The organism is uncultured Holdemanella sp., from assembly GCF_934772795.1.
In the GTDB taxonomy this organism is placed as follows: domain Bacteria; phylum Bacillota_I; class Bacilli_A; order Erysipelotrichales; family Erysipelotrichaceae; genus Holdemanella.
Map to the genome: position 1 here is coordinate 1 of NZ_CAKVMR010000043.1, position 18188 is coordinate 18188.

An 18188-nucleotide genomic window follows, 5' to 3' on the forward strand; every position below is an offset into this window, starting at 1 on the left:
GAGACTTAAACCTCTCATCGCTAAAATTAATTTATATTGATGAAAGGAGCGAATGTCGAGACAAAGTCTACTCGACGGTTTTCATGACTAAAGTAGAATTTCAAAAGGCTTGTTTAGAAGCCGGCATCCAATTAAATGAAGAACAAATGAATCAATTTGAAAAATATATGCAACTTCTTGTTGAATGGAATGAGAAGATGAACTTAACGGCAATTACACAGGAAGAAGAAGTATGGGAGAAGCATTTTTATGATTCAATTATGCCGTTCTCAAATATTAAATTCGAAACAATGTGTGATATTGGTTCAGGTGCAGGATTTCCAGGTATCCCTGTAAAGATTGCATTTCCACATGTTCATATGACATTGGTGGAGCCTTTACAAAAGCGTTGTCGTTTTTTAAATGAAGTGAAAACTCAATTGAACTTGGAAAATCTCGATATATTAAATGTTCGAGCTGAAGATTTGGCAAAAGAAAAACGTGAATGTTTTGACGTGGTCAGTGCGCGTGCGGTTGCCAAACTATCTATTTTATTAGAACTTTGTGTTCCTTTTGTGAAGATGGATCATACAATGGTGGCTTTAAAAGGTAAGAATGGTCACGAAGAGTTGATCAATGCACAAAAGGCAATTGATACATTAGGTGTTGAATTGATCGATGAAGAAAAATTTATGATTGAAGAGGATGCAACACGTATTAATTTATATTTTAAAAAGGTAAAACATACGCCAAATAAATATCCTAGAGCGTATGGTCAAATCAAGAAAAAACCTTTGGAGGGTTGAGTATGGGAAAAGTTATCGCAATTTCGAATCAAAAAGGTGGAGTAGGTAAAACTACAACATCTATAAATTTAGCAAGCGGACTTGCACATGTAGGGAAAAAAGTATTGTTGATTGATTTCGATTCACAAGGGAATGCAACACAAGGGTTAAATGCGAATCAAAACAATTCACAAGCTACAATTCACTCCGTATTAATGGAGGGAGTTCCTATTCAGCAAGCCATTGTACCTAAAATGAATCCAAGAATCGATATTGTTCCAGCCAATATTAATTTAGCTGGAGCTGATTTAGACATGGATAAGATGGAAGCAGGTAAAGAAGAATTATTGAAAAAAGCCATTGCACCTATTCGAGATCAATATGATTACATTATTATTGATTGTCCACCATCACTTGGACTATTGAATACCAATGCATTAACAGCAGCCGACAGCATTTTGATTCCAGTACAGTGTGAATATTATGCATTGGAAGGAGTTACGCAGTTGTTGATCACAATTCGTCTTGTCCAAAGAACAAGTAACCGAAATTTAAAAATTGAAGGTATTTTATTAACAATGTTTGATATTCGAACAAGATTAAGCGTAGAAGTTTCGCAGGATGTGCGTCAAACTTTTGGTAAGCTTGTATATCAAAATTCTATTCCGAGAAATGTAAAATTATCGGAAGCACCTAGCCGTGGTATGTCCATTTTTGAATATGATCCAAAAAGTACAGGAGCCAAGGCATATGCTGGTTTAACTGAAGAAGTACTAAAACGTAATTCAAAGGAGGCATAGTCATGGATAATAAAAATAATGCTCGTTTAGGAAAGGGCTTGTCTAGTATTTTTGGCCAAGACGTTTCTAAGGTGTTAGACGATATTCAAAATGGAGATATGGAAGTTGAGAGTCAGGAACAGTCAAAAATTCCTGTTGATGAGATCCGTCCAAATCCATATCAGCCTCGTAAAGTATTTGATGATGAAGCTTTAAAAGAATTAAGTTCATCTATTAAGCAACATGGTGTATTTACACCCATTCTAGTTAAGAAGAGTATCCAAGGATATGATTTGATTGCCGGTGAAAGAAGATTAAGAGCTTCAAAACTTGCCGGATTACAAGATATTCCAGCAATCATTGTTGATTTTGATGATCAGGAAATGATGGAAATTGCTTTATTGGAAAATATTCAGCGTGAAGATCTAAATGTAATTGAAGAGGCAAAAGCTTATGAAAAATTGATTCAACGCTTAGGATATACACAAGAGCAGTTGGCTCATCGCGTCGGAAAATCACGTGAACACATCACAAATTTATTACGACTATTGAAATTACCTGAAGATGTACAGGAATATGTTGTAAGTAAACAATTAAGCATGGGGCATGTGCGAGCTTTATTAGGTCTTAAGACAGAGGCGAGTATGCGTAAAGTCGCAAAACAAGCTATTGATCAAGGATTATCTGTGCGTAAGGTAGAACAAATTGTAAAGGATACCAACAACAAAAAACCGGTGGAAAAGCCAAAAGAAGATATTTATGTGAAGGCAGCTAAAGAAAAGCTTCAGGAATTCTTTCAAACATCGGTATCTATCAGTAAAAATGCCATTTCTATTCATTATGAAAACAAAGAAGACTTAAATCGAGTGCTAGAATTATTGAATCTAGTCGAAGAAGAGTAAGTCTTCTTTTTTTGACAAATGTCCCATTTTTTGTATAATATTCATTATTCATGGAGATGTAGTAAAAAAATAGCGCCAGGACTAAGTATTTAGTTGACGAGGACCAGACTTATCGAAAGATTCGGCGGGTAGTCTGGAGGTTGATACAACCTTTAACGATGGACAAAACCAATGTGCGAACATTGAACAAAGCCATTTGGTATCCTCCATGATAATAATTTATAGGAGGATTTTTTTATAATGTGTGGAATCACAGCGTACACAGGTAAAGAGAGTGCTTTACCATTTTTATTGCAGGGTTTAGAAAAATTGGAGTATCGTGGATACGACTCTGCTGGAGTGACATTAGTTTCGAGTCACCATCTAGAAACATATAAGGCGAAGGGACGTTTAACCAATTTAGAAGAGCTGTTATCAGAAAAAGAACATCCTGAACATACAGGAATTGGACATACGCGTTGGGCAACACATGGTGTTCCAAGTAATATGAATTCACATCCTCATACAAATGAGAGTGAAACAATTTCAATTGTGCATAATGGAATCATTGAAAACTATGCATCAATCAAAGAATGTTTATTAGAACAAGGATATACTTTTCAGTCACAGACGGATAGTGAAGTTATTGTTCATATGTTGGATTACTATTATCAAGGCGATATGATGTATGCATTAAAAAAATGTGTGCAATATCTTCAAGGAAGTTTTGCGCTATGCGTAGTTTGTACGGATTATCCGGACTGCGTTTTTGTCGCAAAAAAAGAAAGTCCAATGATTGTAGGAAAAACGGATACATCTGCATTTTGTGCTAGTGATATTCCGGCTGTGTTAGATTACACGAAAGATATTTGCGCTTTAGAAGATGGACAGATGGCCGTATTAAAACCTGGAAGTATTGAAGTCTATGATTTCTTTGGAGATCCTGTTTCAACAAATTGGATGCATATTTCATATGATGCTTGTGCAGCTCAAAAAGGTGGATATGACACTTTTATGCAGAAGGAAATGCATGAACAGCCATACGTAATCAAAGAAACGTTAAGAGCGCATATTGAAAATAATTTGGCAATGCCAGAATTATCTGGTTTAGATGTTTCAAAAATCAACCAAATTTACTTTGTCGCATGTGGAACAGCTTATCATGCGAGTTTATATGCTCAATATTTATTGCGAACATGGATCAATCAACCAATTTATTGTATAAGTGCTAGTGAATTTAGATATGGCAATTATCGTATCAATGAAAATACGCTATGTATTTTTGTTTCACAATCTGGAGAAACAGCAGACACTTTGGCCGCATTAAAACTTTCAAAAGAAAACGAAGCACAAACACTATCTGTGACAAATGTGTTAGGTTCTAGTTTAGCTCGATTATCTGATTATGTTTTATATACTTGTGCTGGACCAGAAATTGCAGTCGCAAGTACGAAGGCTTATACAACACAACTTGTGTTGTTGGCATGTCTATGTTTAAAGTTAGCATCTTTATTTAATAAGGATGTGGCATGTAAAAATCATATGATCAATCAGTTGAAACAAATGCCAGAAGTGGTGGAGAAAATGCTTCAACAAGAAGAAAAAATGGCGGAATTTGCTAAACTATTAACGAATCAAAAAGATGCATACTTTATTGGTAGACAACTGGATTATTTAAGTGTTTTAGAAGGAGCATTAAAACTAAAAGAAGTATCTTATGTACATGCCGATGCATATATGGCTGGGGAATTGAAGCATGGGCCAATCGCATTGATTGAAAAAGATACAGTTGTGATTGCGTTAGCTACGCAGCCTAGTGTTGCACAAAAAACAATTTCTAATATTTTAGAAACGGTTGCTCGAGGAGCTAAAGTTATTTTGATTGCGTCACAAAACCAAAATACGGAAGGCTTTGAGTATGTGATCCGCATTCCCGATGTAGATCCATTACTAAGTTGTATTCCAGCAACTGTCTTGTTGCAGGAATTAGCTTACTATGTCGCAAAAGAAAAAGGTTGCGATGTAGATAAACCTCGTAACCTTGCGAAAAGTGTAACTGTAGAATAATTATTCTTTAATTTCCTTGATGATATAGTGAATGGTTTGATCTAAACCATTCTCAGATAAGTATTTTAATAAATGATGGATGAGGGCGTCTGTTTCAGGATGAATCAGAATTTTACCTCGTCCATTTTCATAATATTCAAGAGCACTAGAGTCTGTGTATTTTTCTTTTTGATAAATCATACTTGCGGCGACTCGATCGCAAAACATTTCAATGACATAATTTGTAGGCATCTTACAAGCGTAAATACCGTTAACACCAAAATCAAGCCAATATTCCCAATGGTGTTTGTTTCTTCCTTTATGATGTAGCCAACCTAATGAATAACCTTTTTCTTCTTTTTCAGCATCTATAGGAGAACGAAATCCTTGGTAGTAATGAAAACCTGTTTTTAATTCAATATAAGAGTATTTGCTTAAATCATGGAGAAAACCTTGTTTATATAGGTGACAACGAAAACAAAGCCAAGTAACTTTTAACTTATGTTGATTGATTGTATGTAAATGAGATAATGCTTTATTCATAAATTCACTTCTTTCTTGCCTATTTTATCATAAATTAAGAAAACCATTCTAGTGTTGGCGTCTAGAATGGTTTCTTTTTGTTTATTATTATTTTTAAAAGAGAGATATGAATATTGGTTTATTTCTATATTCATAGCCTTAAATTCCTTATAACTATGGTTAATCTTGTGAAATTATATGTTGTTGATGATATGTTGTATGAACTTTGTTTTCATTATTTACACAAAAATTCATCTATTATAGACAAATGTTTGTAAATGAAATACGAAAATCCAAATGAAAGCGAATACATTGAAAATGCCTGATATAAAGACAAAATGATGAGTTTTGTTCATGAAAAATATACATAAATGAAAAAATGTATGTAAATTTCTTTCTTAAACTCTTGAAAACGTGTTTCTAACATAGTATAATTTCTTCACACATAGTGAGCAGACTATAGGAGGAAAGAGAAATGAATAAACAAAGAATTGTTGCTGGTTTAGCATCTGTAGCAATGGCTTCTACTTTAGTAGCATGTTCAGGCGGATCTAGCAGTGACGCAAAAACATTAACTGTATCTGTAAACCAAAGTTTAACTGGTCAGTTTACACCTCAATATGCATCAAGTGCTTATGACCAATATGTAGTAAACTTATGCTACGAATCAATGTTAAAGTACAATGCGGATAACGAATTGGAACCAGTATTGGCTAAAGATTTACCAGAAGTAAGTGCAGATGGTTTAACATTAACTTACAAATTGGAAAAAGGACACAAATTCAGTGATGGAACTGAAGTTACTTCAAAAGACGTTAAATTTACATTCACAACATTAGCTGACCCAAGCTATGCTGGTCCTAATGGTGGTGGATTGGAAAACCTAGTAGGATATAAAGAATATAATAGCGGAGCTGCTAAAGAATTAACTGGTATTGAAACACCAGATGATTATACAGTTGTATTCCACTTAGTATCACCTCAAATCGATGCAATTTCAACATTTGGTGCAATGGGAATCACTAGTGCAGATCACTACTCAAAATACAAACAAGGTAAAGTAAAAGTTGTTGAAAAGAACCAAGAAGAATCATGTGGTTCTGGTGCTTACCAAATAAAGAGCTATGATAAAGCAAGCGGAGCTTCATTTGTTCGTAATGAAGAATTCAAACCTGAAGATGGACAATACCAAGTAGATCAAATCATTATTAAGAAAACAGATGTTTCTACAGAAGTTTCAGAATTGAAAAAAGGAACTGTTGATTTAATTCCAGAAGTAATCGAAACAACTAAAGTAAGTGATGCTAGTCAAGATGACAATATCACAATGAATTACTACACTCGTAGTGCTGTTGGTTTCGTAGCTATGAATGCTAATAACGGAGCTACAGCTGACAAAGCTGTACGTCAAGCATTGATGTATGCAACAGATCGTCAAGGATTCTGTGATTCATACTTCGGATGGGACAAAAAAGCAAGTGACGAAGTTAAGAAAATTAAAGGTGGATATGTACCAGCTGCATACTGGAACCCAGCATCAGAAAACAGTGGAGCTGTAGTTCGTAATGAAGAAACAATTGATGGATTAAATACATATGCATTTGACATGGATAAAGCTAACCAATTATTAGATGAAGCTGGTTGGGTAAAAGGTTCTGATGGAATCCGTGCTAAAGACGGTCAAAAATTAGAAATCAAATTCTTATGTTCAGAAGGTAACTCAGTACTTGAAACTTTAATTCCTATGGTTAAGAAAACTTGGGGAGATTTAGGTGTTGATTTGAAACAAACTACAGTTGACTTCTCTACATTATTAAGTAACATTCAAGATGAAAGCCACGATAGCGAATGGAATATGTGTTTCTTAGCTACTTCATTTACAAGTAACCAAGATACTTCAGCTAATGATTCATATACAAATAATCCAGATAACATGGCTGTAAATAACTACTCTCGTATCAATGATCAAGCATTAGTTGACCAATTGACAAAAGCTCGTGCTGATGCAAGTGCAGAACAATCAAAAGCTGATTATGTTGAAGCTATGAAGATGGCTGCTGATGATGCAGGATACATGCCAGTTTACTCAGGTATGATGTTCAACCTTTACAATAAGAAAGTTGACTTGACTGGAACAGGAACATTACGTAACTGGTCTCAATCAATGGATACAATTACTGTAAAATAATTTAAAAATTGCACAAAGGTGTGTTAAAATAGTGAATGTTAAAGGACAAATGTTCATTAACAGAAACGTGGCAACGTTAAATAGTCTGCATTAAAAACTCGTGGATTGTTTATAAAATTAAGGGCAAGCCGTATTGACTTGCTCTTATATGCATTTAGTGGATAGAAAGGATCGATAACTATGCTAAAGTATGTAATTAAAAGAATTTTAGCGATGATTCCTGTCCTTTTCATCATTTCAATCGTTATTTTCGGTACCGTAAAGGCGATGCCAGGTGATGAGGTAACAGCTTACTTTGGAGCCGGTTCAAAGGTTACACAAGAACAACGTGATCACGTTCGTGAGTTGTTAGGATTGGATAAATCGTTACCTGAACAATATGTACGTTGGATTGGACGTATGTGTACAGGAGATTTAGGATCAAGTATTACTCTTAAAAAACCAGTTGGAACTATTATTGGTGACTATGTTTGGAATACATTCTATTTGAATGTTGTTTCTTTAATAGTGGCTTTGATTTTTGCGATTCCAGTGGGAATAAAGCAAGCCGTAAAGAAAGGTTCAGTGTTTGATAATTTCTGGACTGTATTCTCATTGTTAGGAATAAGTGTTCCAACATTCTTCTTTGCCCTAGTATTAATTTTCTTCGTTGGTTTGCAGATTCCAGGTATGCCTATCAACGGAATGCGTGACACAATGCTATCAAGCTTTGGTTACTCAAGTATTTTCCAAGAAATTGGAGATATCGCATTACACTCAATTTTACCTGTAATCGTATTGGCGTTTAGTTCATTTGCGTCATTCTCACGTTATGTACGTAACTCTATGGTTGAAGTCATCAACATGGATTATGTTCGTACAGCACGTTCAAAGGGTCTTAAAGAAAAGACTGTTATTTACAAACATGCATTTAAAAATGCACAAATTCCTTTAGTAACATTACTAGGATTATACATTCCATCATTATTCTCAGGAGCCGTAATTTTGGAATCTGTATTTATCTGGCCAGGAATTGGTAAAGTATTAATTGATGCGATCAACCAACGTGATAACTCTTTAGTTATGGCTTGTTTGATGTTTAGTGCCTTATTGATGTTGTTAGGTAACTTATTGTCTGACGTTTGTTATACATTAGTTGACCCACGTATCAAGGTTGATGAATAGGAGGGAACTATAGATGGCTAAAAAAGATGCTGTAGTATTAGAATCAGGCGAAAAAATCGAATCTATAGGTCCTTGGACCATAGCATGGCGTAAGTTCAGACAGAACCGTGTTGCCATGGCTGGTTTGATTATCTTTATTTTAATTGTTGTTGCTGTTATTGTTATACCACCAATGCTTGGATATAGCGTAAATGACTATGATTTATCAAACCCTAACTTAACTCCAGGTGGAGAACACTTGTTAGGTACAGATAAACAAGGTCGTGACTGCTTATTCCGTCTATTCTTAGGTGGACGTATCTCTATTATGGTTGGTGTAATTGCTGCTGTTATCACTGTCATCTTAGGATGTACAATTGGTGGTATTTCTGGATATTATGGTGGAAAATTGGATAACTTATTAATGCGTTTTGCTGAAATCGTTTATTCATTACCATTTACACCAATGATCATTGCGGTTGCCGCAACAATGTTGTGGGTTCCACAGAGTCAAAAAATGTATACTGTATCCTTATTGATTGGTTTATTATCATGGCCAGGACTAGCACGTTTAGTTCGTGGACAAATTTTGACTTTGCGTGAACAAGAATTTATGCAAGCATGTGAAGCTTTGGGTATTTCAGATTTCTCAAAAATCTTTAAACACTTACTTCCAAACGTTATTTCTTTAGTAATCGTAAATGCTACACTACAAATGGCAAGTGCTATTTTGACTGAGGCTGGTTTATCATTCTTAGGTATGGGTGTTACTGCGCCAACTCCATCTTGGGGTAACTTAATGAACTTAGCACGTGATTCTTACGTGTTCCAAAACTATCCTTGGGAATGGATGCCTGCTGGTTTAATGTGTTTATTAACAGTAATCTCTATCAACTTGATTGGTGAAGGTTTACGTGATGCATTTGACCCTAAAGAATTACAGTAGTAAGGAGGATACACAATGTCTGTAAATAAAAAAGTAATTAAAGTGGAAGACCTTCGTGTATACTTCCATACAAAAAAAGGTGATTCAAAAGCAGTTGATGGAAACCACTTTACAATGTATGAAAATGAAACACTTGCGATCGTAGGTGAATCAGGTTGTGGTAAATCAGTAACTGCCATGTCTATTTTAGGCTTAGTCAGTGAACCAGGAGAAATCATGCCTGGATCAAAAATCGTATATATGGGAAATGTAGATCGTGATGAAGATGGTTTAAATTTAGCAACAGCTACAGACGAACAAATTCGTCATATTCGTGGTAACGAAATCTCTATGATTTTCCAGGAACCAATGTCAAGTTTGAACCCAGTTATTACAGTTGGGGATCAAATTATGGAAAACATTTTGACTCACGAAGAAGTTTCTAAAGAAGAAGCTAAACAACGTGCAATCGATTTGTTGGCAGAAGTTGGTATTTCTCGTCCAGAAAAAGTTGTTGATAACTATCCATTCCAATTATCAGGTGGTATGTGTCAGCGTGTTATGATTGCGATGGCTCTATCTTGTCATCCAAAATTATTGATTGCCGATGAACCAACAACAGCCCTAGACGTTACAATTCAGGCTCAGATTCTTTCTTTAATGAACAAATTGAAGAATGAAACAGGTACATCTATCATGTTGATCACACACGACTTAGGTGTAGTTGCTCAGGTTGCCGATAACGTTAACGTTATGTATGCAGGTAAAGTTGTTGAAACAGCTCCAGTAGAAGAATTATTCAGCAATCCTAAACACCCTTATACAGTAGGATTGATGAATTCAATGCCTTCATTAGCAGAAGAAGGTAAACGTTTAAATACAATTGAAGGTAGTGTACCTAACCCATTGTATTTACCAAAAGGATGCTACTTTGCAGATCGTTGTCCATATGTAACAGATCGTTGTAAAGAAGGGCAACCAGTAGATACAAAAGTTAAATCACGTCACCACGTATGGTGCTTCAAAGTTGAAGAAGAAATGAAACAGGAGGGATAGTCATGGCAGAAAAAAGAAAAATTCTTGAAGTAAAACACTTAAAAAAATACTTCCCTCTAAAAAAAGGAAAATATAAAGAAGGCGACCCATGTGTTAAGGCTGTAGATGATATTACTTTCGATTTATATGAAGGTGAAACATTAGGTCTAGTAGGTGAATCAGGATGTGGTAAATCTACTTTAGGTCGTACAATCATTCGTCTTTATGAACCAACAAGCGGAGAGGTAATCTTCGAAGGTGAAGATGTCGCAAAGAAATCTCGTAAAGAAATGCGTGCTTTACGTGAAGAAATGCAGTTTATCTTCCAGGATCCATATTCTTCATTGAATCCTCGTATGACTGTATTTAATATTTTGGCTGAACCATTAATTGCTCACGGAAAATTCAAACGTGGTCCAGAACTAGATGCATATGTTAAGAACCTAATGGACCGTTGTGGTTTGCCAAGCTACTATTGCTATCGTTATCCTCACCAATTCTCAGGTGGACAAAGACAACGTATTGGTATCGCACGTTCTTTAGCGTTAGATCCAAGTTTCATTATTTGTGATGAACCAGTAAGTGCATTGGACGTTTCTATTCAGTCACAGATCATCAACTTAATGAAAGATATGCAAGAAGAAAAGAATATTTCTTATATCTTCATTTCACACGACTTGTCCGTTGTAAAACACATTTCTGACCGTGTAGGTGTAATGTATTTAGGTAGTATGATGGAACTTGCTGATAAAAATGAAATCTATTCTAACCCTCAACACCCTTATACAAGAGCGTTGATTGGTGCAATTCCTTTACCAGATCCTACAAAACGTAAAGAAATGCAAGTTATTCAAGGTGAAATTCCAAGTAACGTAAATATTCCTAAGGGATGTAAATTCAACCCTCGGTGCCCATTTGCGAAAGATATTTGTCGTGAACAAGAACCAGCAACGAAAGAGGTTAAACCAAATCACTTCGTTAAGTGTCACTTTGGAGGTGAATTCTAATGTCTAAGCGCCCGACAATGCGTGAGATGTTAGAAAAAAAAGACAAACAAAGAGGTAAAGAGGATCGCCTAGAAAAAGGTGATTTTCTTGCCTTGTTAATTGCTGCTAGTAGTACATTCTGGCCTATTTTATTAGCTGCGATTGCTATCTTAGCTTTATTAATATTTGGTTGGAATGCCATCTTTGCATAATACGAGAAGCTTTCGGCTTCTCTATTTTTTTAGGAGAAAGATATGAAATTTACAGATTATAAATATGAACATATGGATATTGCAGCTTTGCAGGCACAATTAAAGTCAATTTGTGGAAAATTAAAAAATGCTGCTTCATATGAAGAATTCAAAAATGCTTTTGTTGAATTGAATGATGTTAATAAATATATCAATACAAATCAAACTCTTGTTGAAGTACGTCATACAGTGGATACAAGAGATGAATATTATACGCAGGAAAATGATTTCTTAAATGAAATGCTTCCAGTATTAAAGGAAGATATTGTGAATTGTAATAAGGCTGTAATGGCAAGTTCTTTTGTATCTGAATTAAAAAAAGAAGTACCCGAAACTTATTTCTTACAAAGAGAAATGGAAGAAAAATCATTTGATCCAATTATCATTCCAGAAATGCAGGAAGAAAATAAATTAGCTTCTAAATACCAGGCAATCATTGCGAGTGCACAAATTGAATTTGATGGTGAAACATACACGCTTGCAGCTTTAGAAGTAAAAACAAACGATAAAGATAGAGATACTCGTAAGCGTGCTATGCAGGCTTATTGGGGATGGTATGAAGAACATGCCAAAGAAATTGGTGAAGTTTATGATCAATTAGTACAAGTTCGTACGCGTATGGCTAAGAAATTAGGATATGAAAATTATATCGAACTTGGTTACTATCGTATGATGCGTTTTGACTACAATAAAAACGATGTAGAAAACTATCGTAAACAAGTATTAGAGGATGTTGTTCCTTTAGATAATGAGTTGTATGCTCGTCAACAAAAACGTTTGGGCTATGATACTTTACATGCTTGGGATGAAAAGTTTGAATTCACTTCAGGAAACCCAGCACCTAAATATAGTCGTGAAGAATTAGTAAAACGTGCATTAAAGATGTATCAAGAATTAGATCCTAAAACAGGTGAATTCTTTGAGTTTATGACAGATAGAGAATTGTTGGATCTAGATTCAAAGCCAGGTAAAGCAGCTGGTGGATATTGTACGTTTATTCCAAATTATCAATCTCCATTCATCTTCGCAAACTTCAATAAGACAAGTCATGATGCTGAAGTACTAACACATGAAGCAGGACATGCTTTCCAAGTGTATTCAAGTAAGGATATCTTCCCAATTGATTGTGTATGGCCTACTTATGAATCTTGTGAAATTCACTCGATGTCTATGGAATTCTTCACATATCCATGGATGAAATCTTTCTTTGAAGAAGATGTTGATAAATATTATTTCAATCACTTATCAGGAGCTGTTAAGTTCTTGCCTTATGGAGTCTTGGTAGATCACTTCCAACATGAAGTATATGAAAAACCAGAAATGTCTTGTGAGGAAAGATTGGCTACTTGGAGAAAGTTGGAAAAACAATATTTACCTCATAAAAACTATGAAGGCATTGATATTCTAGAAAAAGGTGGATGGTGGATGCGTCAGCTTCACATCTTCATGGATCCATTCTATTATATTGATTACACATTAGCTCAAGTATGCGCATTGCAGTTCTGGGCTCGTATTCAGAAGAAAGATGAAAAAGCTTTTGAAGACTACAAACACATTTGTAAGATTGGTGGAACATTGCCATTCAGAAAAATTGTAAAAGAAGCAGGATTAAAGGTTCCTTTCGAATCTGGATGCTTAAAAGAAACTGTTCAATTGGTTCGCGAATGGTTTGATAAAGCAGATGATTCACAATTTTAAAAAAACATCTTGCGATTTGAAAAAAGGCTTGCTATAATTGTATAGCACTTACTTTGGGTCAATATGACTTAAGGCGGAAGGAGGATACATCGATATGAAACAAGGAATTCATCCTAATTATCATAAAGTTAAATGTATCTGTACATCTTGTGGTGCAGAATTCGAAACAGGTAGTACAATCAAAGGTGATGAATTACGTGTAGATACTTGCAGTAACTGCCACCCATTCTTCACAGGTCGTCAACGTTTCGCTGCTGCTCAGGGACGTATTGAGAAATTTAACAAGAAATATGGTTTGAAGTAGTAATATAATGACAGTGTCAGAAATGGCACTGTTTTTTATTTTGGTTATAAAAAAACTGTTATTTAAAAATAAATATCCTTTAAAATAGACGTTTCAAGCTTGTTTGGTTATATTAAAATAATCAAATGTGCACAAGAAATAACTGTGGTATTTGAAAACTTCTATTGCTACGTTTATAATAAAGACAATAAATTAAAAATAGAGAGGTGTATTAAAGTGAAAAGAGCTAAAAGAATGGATGTATTTCAATCTTCTATATTTACAGAATTGAAAAATATGAAGCTAGATTATACGCAAAGAACAGGGAATGAAACAATAGATTTTTCAGTTGGATCGCCAAATATTGCGCCTGAACCATCTATTATGAAGGTGCTACAAGAATCGATTATGGTTCCAGAAAACTATAAGTATGCAATCAATGAATTACCTGAAATGAAATCTGCCATTCATGACTGGTATAAAAACCGTTATCATGTAGAACTTACAAATGATGAAATGATTTGTCTACAAGGATCTCAAGAAGCTTTAAGCACTTTGTTTCTAGCTATGTGTGATCCAGGTGATATTGTATTAGTACCGGATCCTTATTATCCAATTTTTAGTGATGGACCAAAGATTGCAGGGGCTAAAGTAGAATATATGCCTTTGTTGCAAGAAAATAACTATGTCATTCAATTGGATCAAATCGATGAAGAAATCGCGAAAAAAGCGAAGATGATGATTGTATCCTATCCAAACAATCCAACTTGTGCTGTTGCACCAGATTCATTCTATGAAGAGTTGATTCAATTTGCGAAAAAATACGATATTGTTGTATTGCACGATAATGCATATAGTGAACTTGTATTTGATGGTAAAGTAGGAAAGAGTTTCTTATCTTTTGAAGGAGCCAAAGATGTAGGGATTGAATTGAATTCCTTCTCGAAAACATATGGAATGGCCGGTGCAAGACTAGGTGTGTGTGTTGGTAATAAAGATGTAATTGAGTGTTACAATACGTTGAAATCAAATATGGATTATGGAATCTTCTTGCCTATACAATATGCAGGTATTGAAGCACTAAGACATGGAGGCGCAAGCATTCATTCAACTTGTCAGGCTTATCAAGATCGAAGAGATGCTCTATGTGAAGCATTTGATGCGGTAGGATGGCATATTGATAAGAGTCCTGCCACAATGTTTTCATGGGCAAGAATTCCAGACCAATATGAAGATTCATATGCCTTCACAAGAGATTTGATGGAAAAAACAGGTGTTGTCGTTACGCCAGGCCAGGCTTTTGGTGTTCATGGTACAAGATATGTGCGTTTAGCTCTTGTTCAAGATATTGAGGATATCCAAAAAGCAGCGGAAAGAATTAAAAAATCTGAAATTTTTAAATAAAGTGCAAAAATTTGCACTTTTTTTTCGTATAAGAGTATATGAAGTGTAATCGATGTCAAAATGAAGACCCTAAATTGTTTGCGTATGATCATGGAGTTTATTATTGTCGTAAATGCATTGATTTTTCTAGGTTGGAGGTTAATGAAAAAATAAATCCGGTTAAATTGAAGCATAGAACGTGGAAGGGAAAACCTAAACTTGATTATGAACTCACTGCTTCGCAAAAGTCTGCAAGTCATGATGTGTATCAATATTTAAGTAAAGGAAAAGACGTAATACTTTACGCCAGTACAGGTGCCAGGCAAAACAGAAATTTGTTTTGAAAGTATCTGTGGATATTTAGCTCAAGGAAAAAAAGTAGGGTTTGCGATTAGTCGAAGACAGGTTGTTCTTGAAATCGCAAATCGTTTGCGGATAGCGTTTCCTGAATTAAGCGTATGTGAAGTTGCTCAAGGATTTACCCAAGTTACAGATGCAGACCTTATTGTATGTACGACACACCAGTTATATCGCTATCCATATGCCTTTGATTTATTGATTTTAGATGAGCTGGATGCCTTTCCTTTTGTGGGGAATGAAGTGTTACAGGCCATTGCGAATCAGGCGTGTATTGGTCAAAAATTAATGTTGAGTGCAACACCAGATAAAGAGAGTATGGAACTTGTGAAACAAAAGAAAATAGAGCTTGTGTGTTTGTTTGAAAGGCCACATAAACATCCGTTGATTGTACCTAAAGTGATACAGGTATCTATTTTTATTCAAGTATGGATCGTGATTTATTTGTGCATAAAATTTCAAAAAGAGGGGAAACAAACATTGGTTTTTGTACCTCGAAAAAATGATGGAAAGTGGATGAAGATGATTCTAAATGTATTTGTGAAGACAGATTTTATTCATTCTTCCACACAAAATAAAGATGAAATTTTAGATTGCTTTCGCAATAAAGAATTGAGTGCTTTAGTTTGTACCACACTATTAGAAAGAGGAATCACGATTCCAAGCGTTCAAGTTGTTGTTTTTAAAGGAGATCATTCCGTTTTTACTACGGCCAGTCTTATTCAGATCTTTGGGCGTGTGGGACGAAGTTTTAAAGATCCAGAGGGAAAGGGTGTGTGTTTATGTCAAGCTTCAAGCGAATCTATCAAAGATTGTGTGAGTCAAATAACGAAGATGAACGATACTGTTTATGTTGCCACAAAAAAATGAGTGAAATTCGCAATTTTGAGATTTTCTTTTATAATGACCTTTTGATATGTCCAGATTGTTCAAAGAATTTTAAGATACATAAACAAGTCTATAATATAGATGGTGTCCCTTTATATGTTCTCTATGAGTATGATGAGTTTTTAGAAAGGTTGTTTTTTCAGTATAAGGAACAAAGGGATGTTGTATTAAAAGATATTTTTTTGTGTGAACATTCATATTTAAAGAAGACCTTTAAAAAATATTGTGTCTGTACTTTATGCAGTAGTGATGCGAAACGTATGGAAAGAGGGTTTGAACCGGCAATTGATATGTATTCGTCGTTAGATGTTTCTGTTCATTCTCCTTTCTATAAAAAGAAGGATATAAAGCAGTCTTCAGCTACAAAAGTGCAAAGATCACAAATCAAGGATGTGCTAGGCTTGAAACAATTGTATCCATTGCCTAAAAAGAAAATACTGTTGGTGGATGATGTTTGTACAACGGGAAGTACACTAATGGCCGCAAAGCAGTTGATTCATCCTGACTGTATGTTTGTTTTAGCGGCACATCCACTTTGGATTGCGGCAAATCAAGAAAACATAGTGGTCAAATCAAAGGGGTTTTGGTAAAATAGTCTAGAAGGGGCGATAGAAACTATGGATAAGAAAAGAAAGAATGAGAATGATGAGATTTCTCAATTACTAGATTCATTTCAAACAAACGAGGAAGATACATTAGAACAAAAAATGGATCAATTCACAAAGAATCAAACTCGTAGTCGAGTAGAAAAACATAAACCTGAACCGGAAATTCCATTTCAAACAAAAAAAGTGGAACCTTCACTAGGAGATACGTTTGTGGTTGGGTCGAAAGATTTAAATGAGCCTAAAGAAGATCTTTCTGCAACACGTACAGTAATGTGGAATGCAGATGATTTAAAACAGGAAGCAGATTCTACAAATCAAACTGTTGTGATTGATGATGATGAAATTCAGTCCTTGTTGGAGGAGGGTAAGGGTCCTCAACTAAAAAGAGAAGTTATCAACAAGAAAAAAGAGCCAAGCCAAAAGAAATCAGCACCAAAAAAGAGCCATTCTAAAACTGGAATGTATGTTGCCTTAGGTGTTGTGGGTGTATTGTTGGTTTCATTATTGATATTTGGTGGTATGAAACTAATGACTGGTGGATTGTCTGGTTCCGATGAAAAAACATCAGAAGTTCAAAAGAAGAATTATCAGGAATTATTAGATTTTGCGAATAACTATGATTCTTTATCTTCAAGTGATCAAAAGGAAATTGTTAATCTTGAAAGTAAATATAACAGTTTAACGCGTAAACAAAGAGAGAAGATTGATGAAATCTTAGAAAAGGCTACAGGCAAAAACTTTAATGAATTGCTTGCGAGCGCAAATAAGAAAACAAGTACAAAGAAAGACAACAACAACACTGAAATTGCTGAAAAGAAGGCACAGTTGAAACAAAAGATCAATGATCTTAAAAAGCAGTTGTTGAGTGCACAATCCGAATTAGAAAATGCACAAAAGGCACAATCGGATGCGCAAAGTGATGTGGATTCGTTACAGGCACAGATTGATTCTGCAGGTAGTGGTGTAAGTGATGCTCAAAGTGCTGTGATCAGCGCACAAGCTGATTATGACAATGCGCAAAGCGCACTACAGGCATGCGAGAATCGTCGTAGTGAATTGGAACAAATTCCAAACAGTGAATTAACACAAGATCAATATACTGAGTTACAGCAGTTGTATGCTGAACATCAGGGATTGGTTGATAATGTAAATACAACAAAGTCGGCATTGGCTGATGCAAAATCGGCATTAAGTGCTGCACAAAAGAATTCAGATACTTCTTCTTTAGAAAATAAGTTGAAATCTGCAAAGACTAAATTAGATGGTGCAAATTCAGATGTAACGGATGCACAATCAAAAGTGGATTCTTTGAATTCTCAAATTACGGATTATCAAAATCAATTGAATCAATTAGATTAGACAATACAAAATGTATTGTCTTTTTGTACGACAGGCAGTCGTGCTTATAGTTGATAATCCAAATCAGTGATTATCAACTGTTTTATTTTAGA

General features: G+C 35.0%; 18 protein-coding genes. 17 read left to right on the plus strand and 1 reads right to left on the minus strand.

Annotated elements, in window-relative coordinates:
* The 4 genes from rsmG to glmS form a co-directional block, all read left to right on the plus strand.
* Positions 1-785, plus strand: a 785-nt coding sequence (gene rsmG, locus Q0F04_RS08350) for a 16S rRNA (guanine(527)-N(7))-methyltransferase RsmG (protein ID WP_366510380.1), incomplete at its 5' end; no start/stop codon positions are given.
* Positions 786-787: 2 nt separating this feature from the next.
* Entirely contained in the window at positions 788-1564 is a 777-nt protein-coding gene (locus Q0F04_RS08355; protein WP_117571441.1) for an AAA family ATPase, read from the plus strand.
* Between the two features lie 2 nt (positions 1565-1566).
* A complete protein-coding gene (locus Q0F04_RS08360) occupies positions 1567-2445 on the plus strand; it encodes a ParB/RepB/Spo0J family partition protein (RefSeq protein ID WP_295752260.1) in 879 nt (292 codons plus the stop codon).
* Between the two features lie 240 nt (positions 2446-2685).
* On the plus strand, positions 2686-4491 hold the full coding sequence (glmS, locus tag Q0F04_RS08365; protein ID WP_295752262.1) for a glutamine--fructose-6-phosphate transaminase (isomerizing): 1806 nt from the start codon (positions 2686-2688) through the stop codon (positions 4489-4491).
* On the opposite strand, the gene Q0F04_RS08370 is transcribed toward glmS, so the two are convergent.
* Positions 4492-5013, minus strand: a complete 522-nt coding sequence (locus Q0F04_RS08370; protein ID WP_295752264.1) for a DUF5662 family protein — start codon at positions 5011-5013, stop codon at positions 4492-4494. It abuts the gene before it with no gap.
* A gap of 454 nt (positions 5014-5467) precedes the next feature.
* Between Q0F04_RS08370 and Q0F04_RS08375 the strand changes: the two genes are divergently transcribed.
* From Q0F04_RS08375 to Q0F04_RS08435, 13 genes are all read left to right on the plus strand, one after another.
* A complete protein-coding gene (locus Q0F04_RS08375) occupies positions 5468-7180 on the plus strand; it encodes an ABC transporter substrate-binding protein (RefSeq protein ID WP_295752266.1) in 1713 nt (570 codons plus the stop codon).
* 180 nt (positions 7181-7360) lie between these two features.
* Entirely contained in the window at positions 7361-8344 is a 984-nt protein-coding gene (locus Q0F04_RS08380) for an ABC transporter permease (RefSeq protein WP_295752267.1), read from the plus strand.
* 13 nt (positions 8345-8357) lie between these two features.
* Positions 8358-9269: an oligopeptide ABC transporter permease gene (gene opp4C, locus Q0F04_RS08385; protein WP_295752269.1), complete on the plus strand. Its 912-nt coding sequence runs from the start codon at positions 8358-8360 to the stop codon at positions 9267-9269.
* Between the two features lie 15 nt (positions 9270-9284).
* Positions 9285-10304, plus strand: a complete 1020-nt coding sequence (locus tag Q0F04_RS08390) for an ABC transporter ATP-binding protein (protein WP_295752273.1) — start codon at positions 9285-9287, stop codon at positions 10302-10304.
* 2 nt (positions 10305-10306) lie between these two features.
* Positions 10307-11290 (plus strand): oligopeptide/dipeptide ABC transporter ATP-binding protein, encoded by a 984-nt coding sequence (locus Q0F04_RS08395; RefSeq protein ID WP_295752275.1) that lies wholly within the window; start codon positions 10307-10309, stop codon positions 11288-11290.
* On the plus strand, positions 11290-11481 hold the full coding sequence (locus Q0F04_RS08400; protein ID WP_295752278.1) for a hypothetical protein: 192 nt from the start codon (positions 11290-11292) through the stop codon (positions 11479-11481). Before Q0F04_RS08395 ends, Q0F04_RS08400 begins: the two co-directional genes overlap by 1 nt.
* Positions 11482-11523: 42 nt before the next feature.
* On the plus strand, positions 11524-13218 hold the full coding sequence (locus Q0F04_RS08405) for a M3 family oligoendopeptidase (RefSeq protein ID WP_295752281.1): 1695 nt from the start codon (positions 11524-11526) through the stop codon (positions 13216-13218).
* A 94-nt stretch (positions 13219-13312) separates the two neighbouring features.
* The gene (rpmE, locus tag Q0F04_RS08410; protein WP_003865737.1) at positions 13313-13522 is read left to right on the plus strand and encodes a 50S ribosomal protein L31; all 210 of its coding nucleotides are present in this window, start codon (positions 13313-13315) and stop codon (positions 13520-13522) included.
* Between the two features lie 216 nt (positions 13523-13738).
* On the plus strand, positions 13739-14905 hold the full coding sequence (locus Q0F04_RS08415; RefSeq protein WP_295752284.1) for an aminotransferase class I/II-fold pyridoxal phosphate-dependent enzyme: 1167 nt from the start codon (positions 13739-13741) through the stop codon (positions 14903-14905).
* A gap of 38 nt (positions 14906-14943) precedes the next feature.
* Entirely contained in the window at positions 14944-15228 is a 285-nt protein-coding gene (locus Q0F04_RS08420; RefSeq protein ID WP_295752287.1) for a hypothetical protein, read from the plus strand.
* Positions 15200-16111 (plus strand): helicase-related protein, encoded by a 912-nt coding sequence (locus Q0F04_RS08425; RefSeq protein ID WP_199519646.1) that lies wholly within the window; start codon positions 15200-15202, stop codon positions 16109-16111. Before Q0F04_RS08420 ends, Q0F04_RS08425 begins: the two co-directional genes overlap by 29 nt.
* The gene (locus Q0F04_RS08430; RefSeq protein ID WP_295752290.1) at positions 16108-16719 is read left to right on the plus strand and encodes a hypothetical protein; all 612 of its coding nucleotides are present in this window, start codon (positions 16108-16110) and stop codon (positions 16717-16719) included. The genes Q0F04_RS08425 and Q0F04_RS08430 overlap by 4 nt, the downstream gene beginning before the upstream one ends.
* A 27-nt stretch (positions 16720-16746) precedes the next feature.
* A complete protein-coding gene (locus tag Q0F04_RS08435) occupies positions 16747-18096 on the plus strand; it encodes a hypothetical protein (RefSeq protein WP_295752293.1) in 1350 nt (449 codons plus the stop codon).
* The last annotated feature ends 92 nt before the right edge of the window (positions 18097-18188 follow it).

Coding starts and splice junctions, on each gene's coding strand:
- Q0F04_RS08355 (WP_117571441.1), top strand. CDS start 788: ATGGGAAAAGTTATCGCAATTTCGAATCAAAAAGGTGGAGTAGGTAAA.
- Q0F04_RS08360 (WP_295752260.1), top strand. CDS start 1,567: ATGGATAATAAAAATAATGCTCGTTTAGGAAAGGGCTTGTCTAGTATT.
- glmS (WP_295752262.1), top strand. CDS start 2,686: ATGTGTGGAATCACAGCGTACACAGGTAAAGAGAGTGCTTTACCATTT.
- Q0F04_RS08370 (WP_295752264.1), bottom strand. CDS start 5,013: ATGAATAAAGCATTATCTCATTTACATACAATCAATCAACATAAGTTA.
- Q0F04_RS08375 (WP_295752266.1), top strand. CDS start 5,468: ATGAATAAACAAAGAATTGTTGCTGGTTTAGCATCTGTAGCAATGGCT.
- Q0F04_RS08380 (WP_295752267.1), top strand. CDS start 7,361: ATGCTAAAGTATGTAATTAAAAGAATTTTAGCGATGATTCCTGTCCTT.
- opp4C (WP_295752269.1), top strand. CDS start 8,358: ATGGCTAAAAAAGATGCTGTAGTATTAGAATCAGGCGAAAAAATCGAA.
- Q0F04_RS08390 (WP_295752273.1), top strand. CDS start 9,285: ATGTCTGTAAATAAAAAAGTAATTAAAGTGGAAGACCTTCGTGTATAC.
- Q0F04_RS08395 (WP_295752275.1), top strand. CDS start 10,307: ATGGCAGAAAAAAGAAAAATTCTTGAAGTAAAACACTTAAAAAAATAC.
- Q0F04_RS08400 (WP_295752278.1), top strand. CDS start 11,290: ATGTCTAAGCGCCCGACAATGCGTGAGATGTTAGAAAAAAAAGACAAA.
- Q0F04_RS08405 (WP_295752281.1), top strand. CDS start 11,524: ATGAAATTTACAGATTATAAATATGAACATATGGATATTGCAGCTTTG.
- rpmE (WP_003865737.1), top strand. CDS start 13,313: ATGAAACAAGGAATTCATCCTAATTATCATAAAGTTAAATGTATCTGT.
- Q0F04_RS08420 (WP_295752287.1), top strand. CDS start 14,944: ATGAAGTGTAATCGATGTCAAAATGAAGACCCTAAATTGTTTGCGTAT.
- Q0F04_RS08430 (WP_295752290.1), top strand. CDS start 16,108: ATGAGTGAAATTCGCAATTTTGAGATTTTCTTTTATAATGACCTTTTG.
- Q0F04_RS08435 (WP_295752293.1), top strand. CDS start 16,747: ATGGATAAGAAAAGAAAGAATGAGAATGATGAGATTTCTCAATTACTA.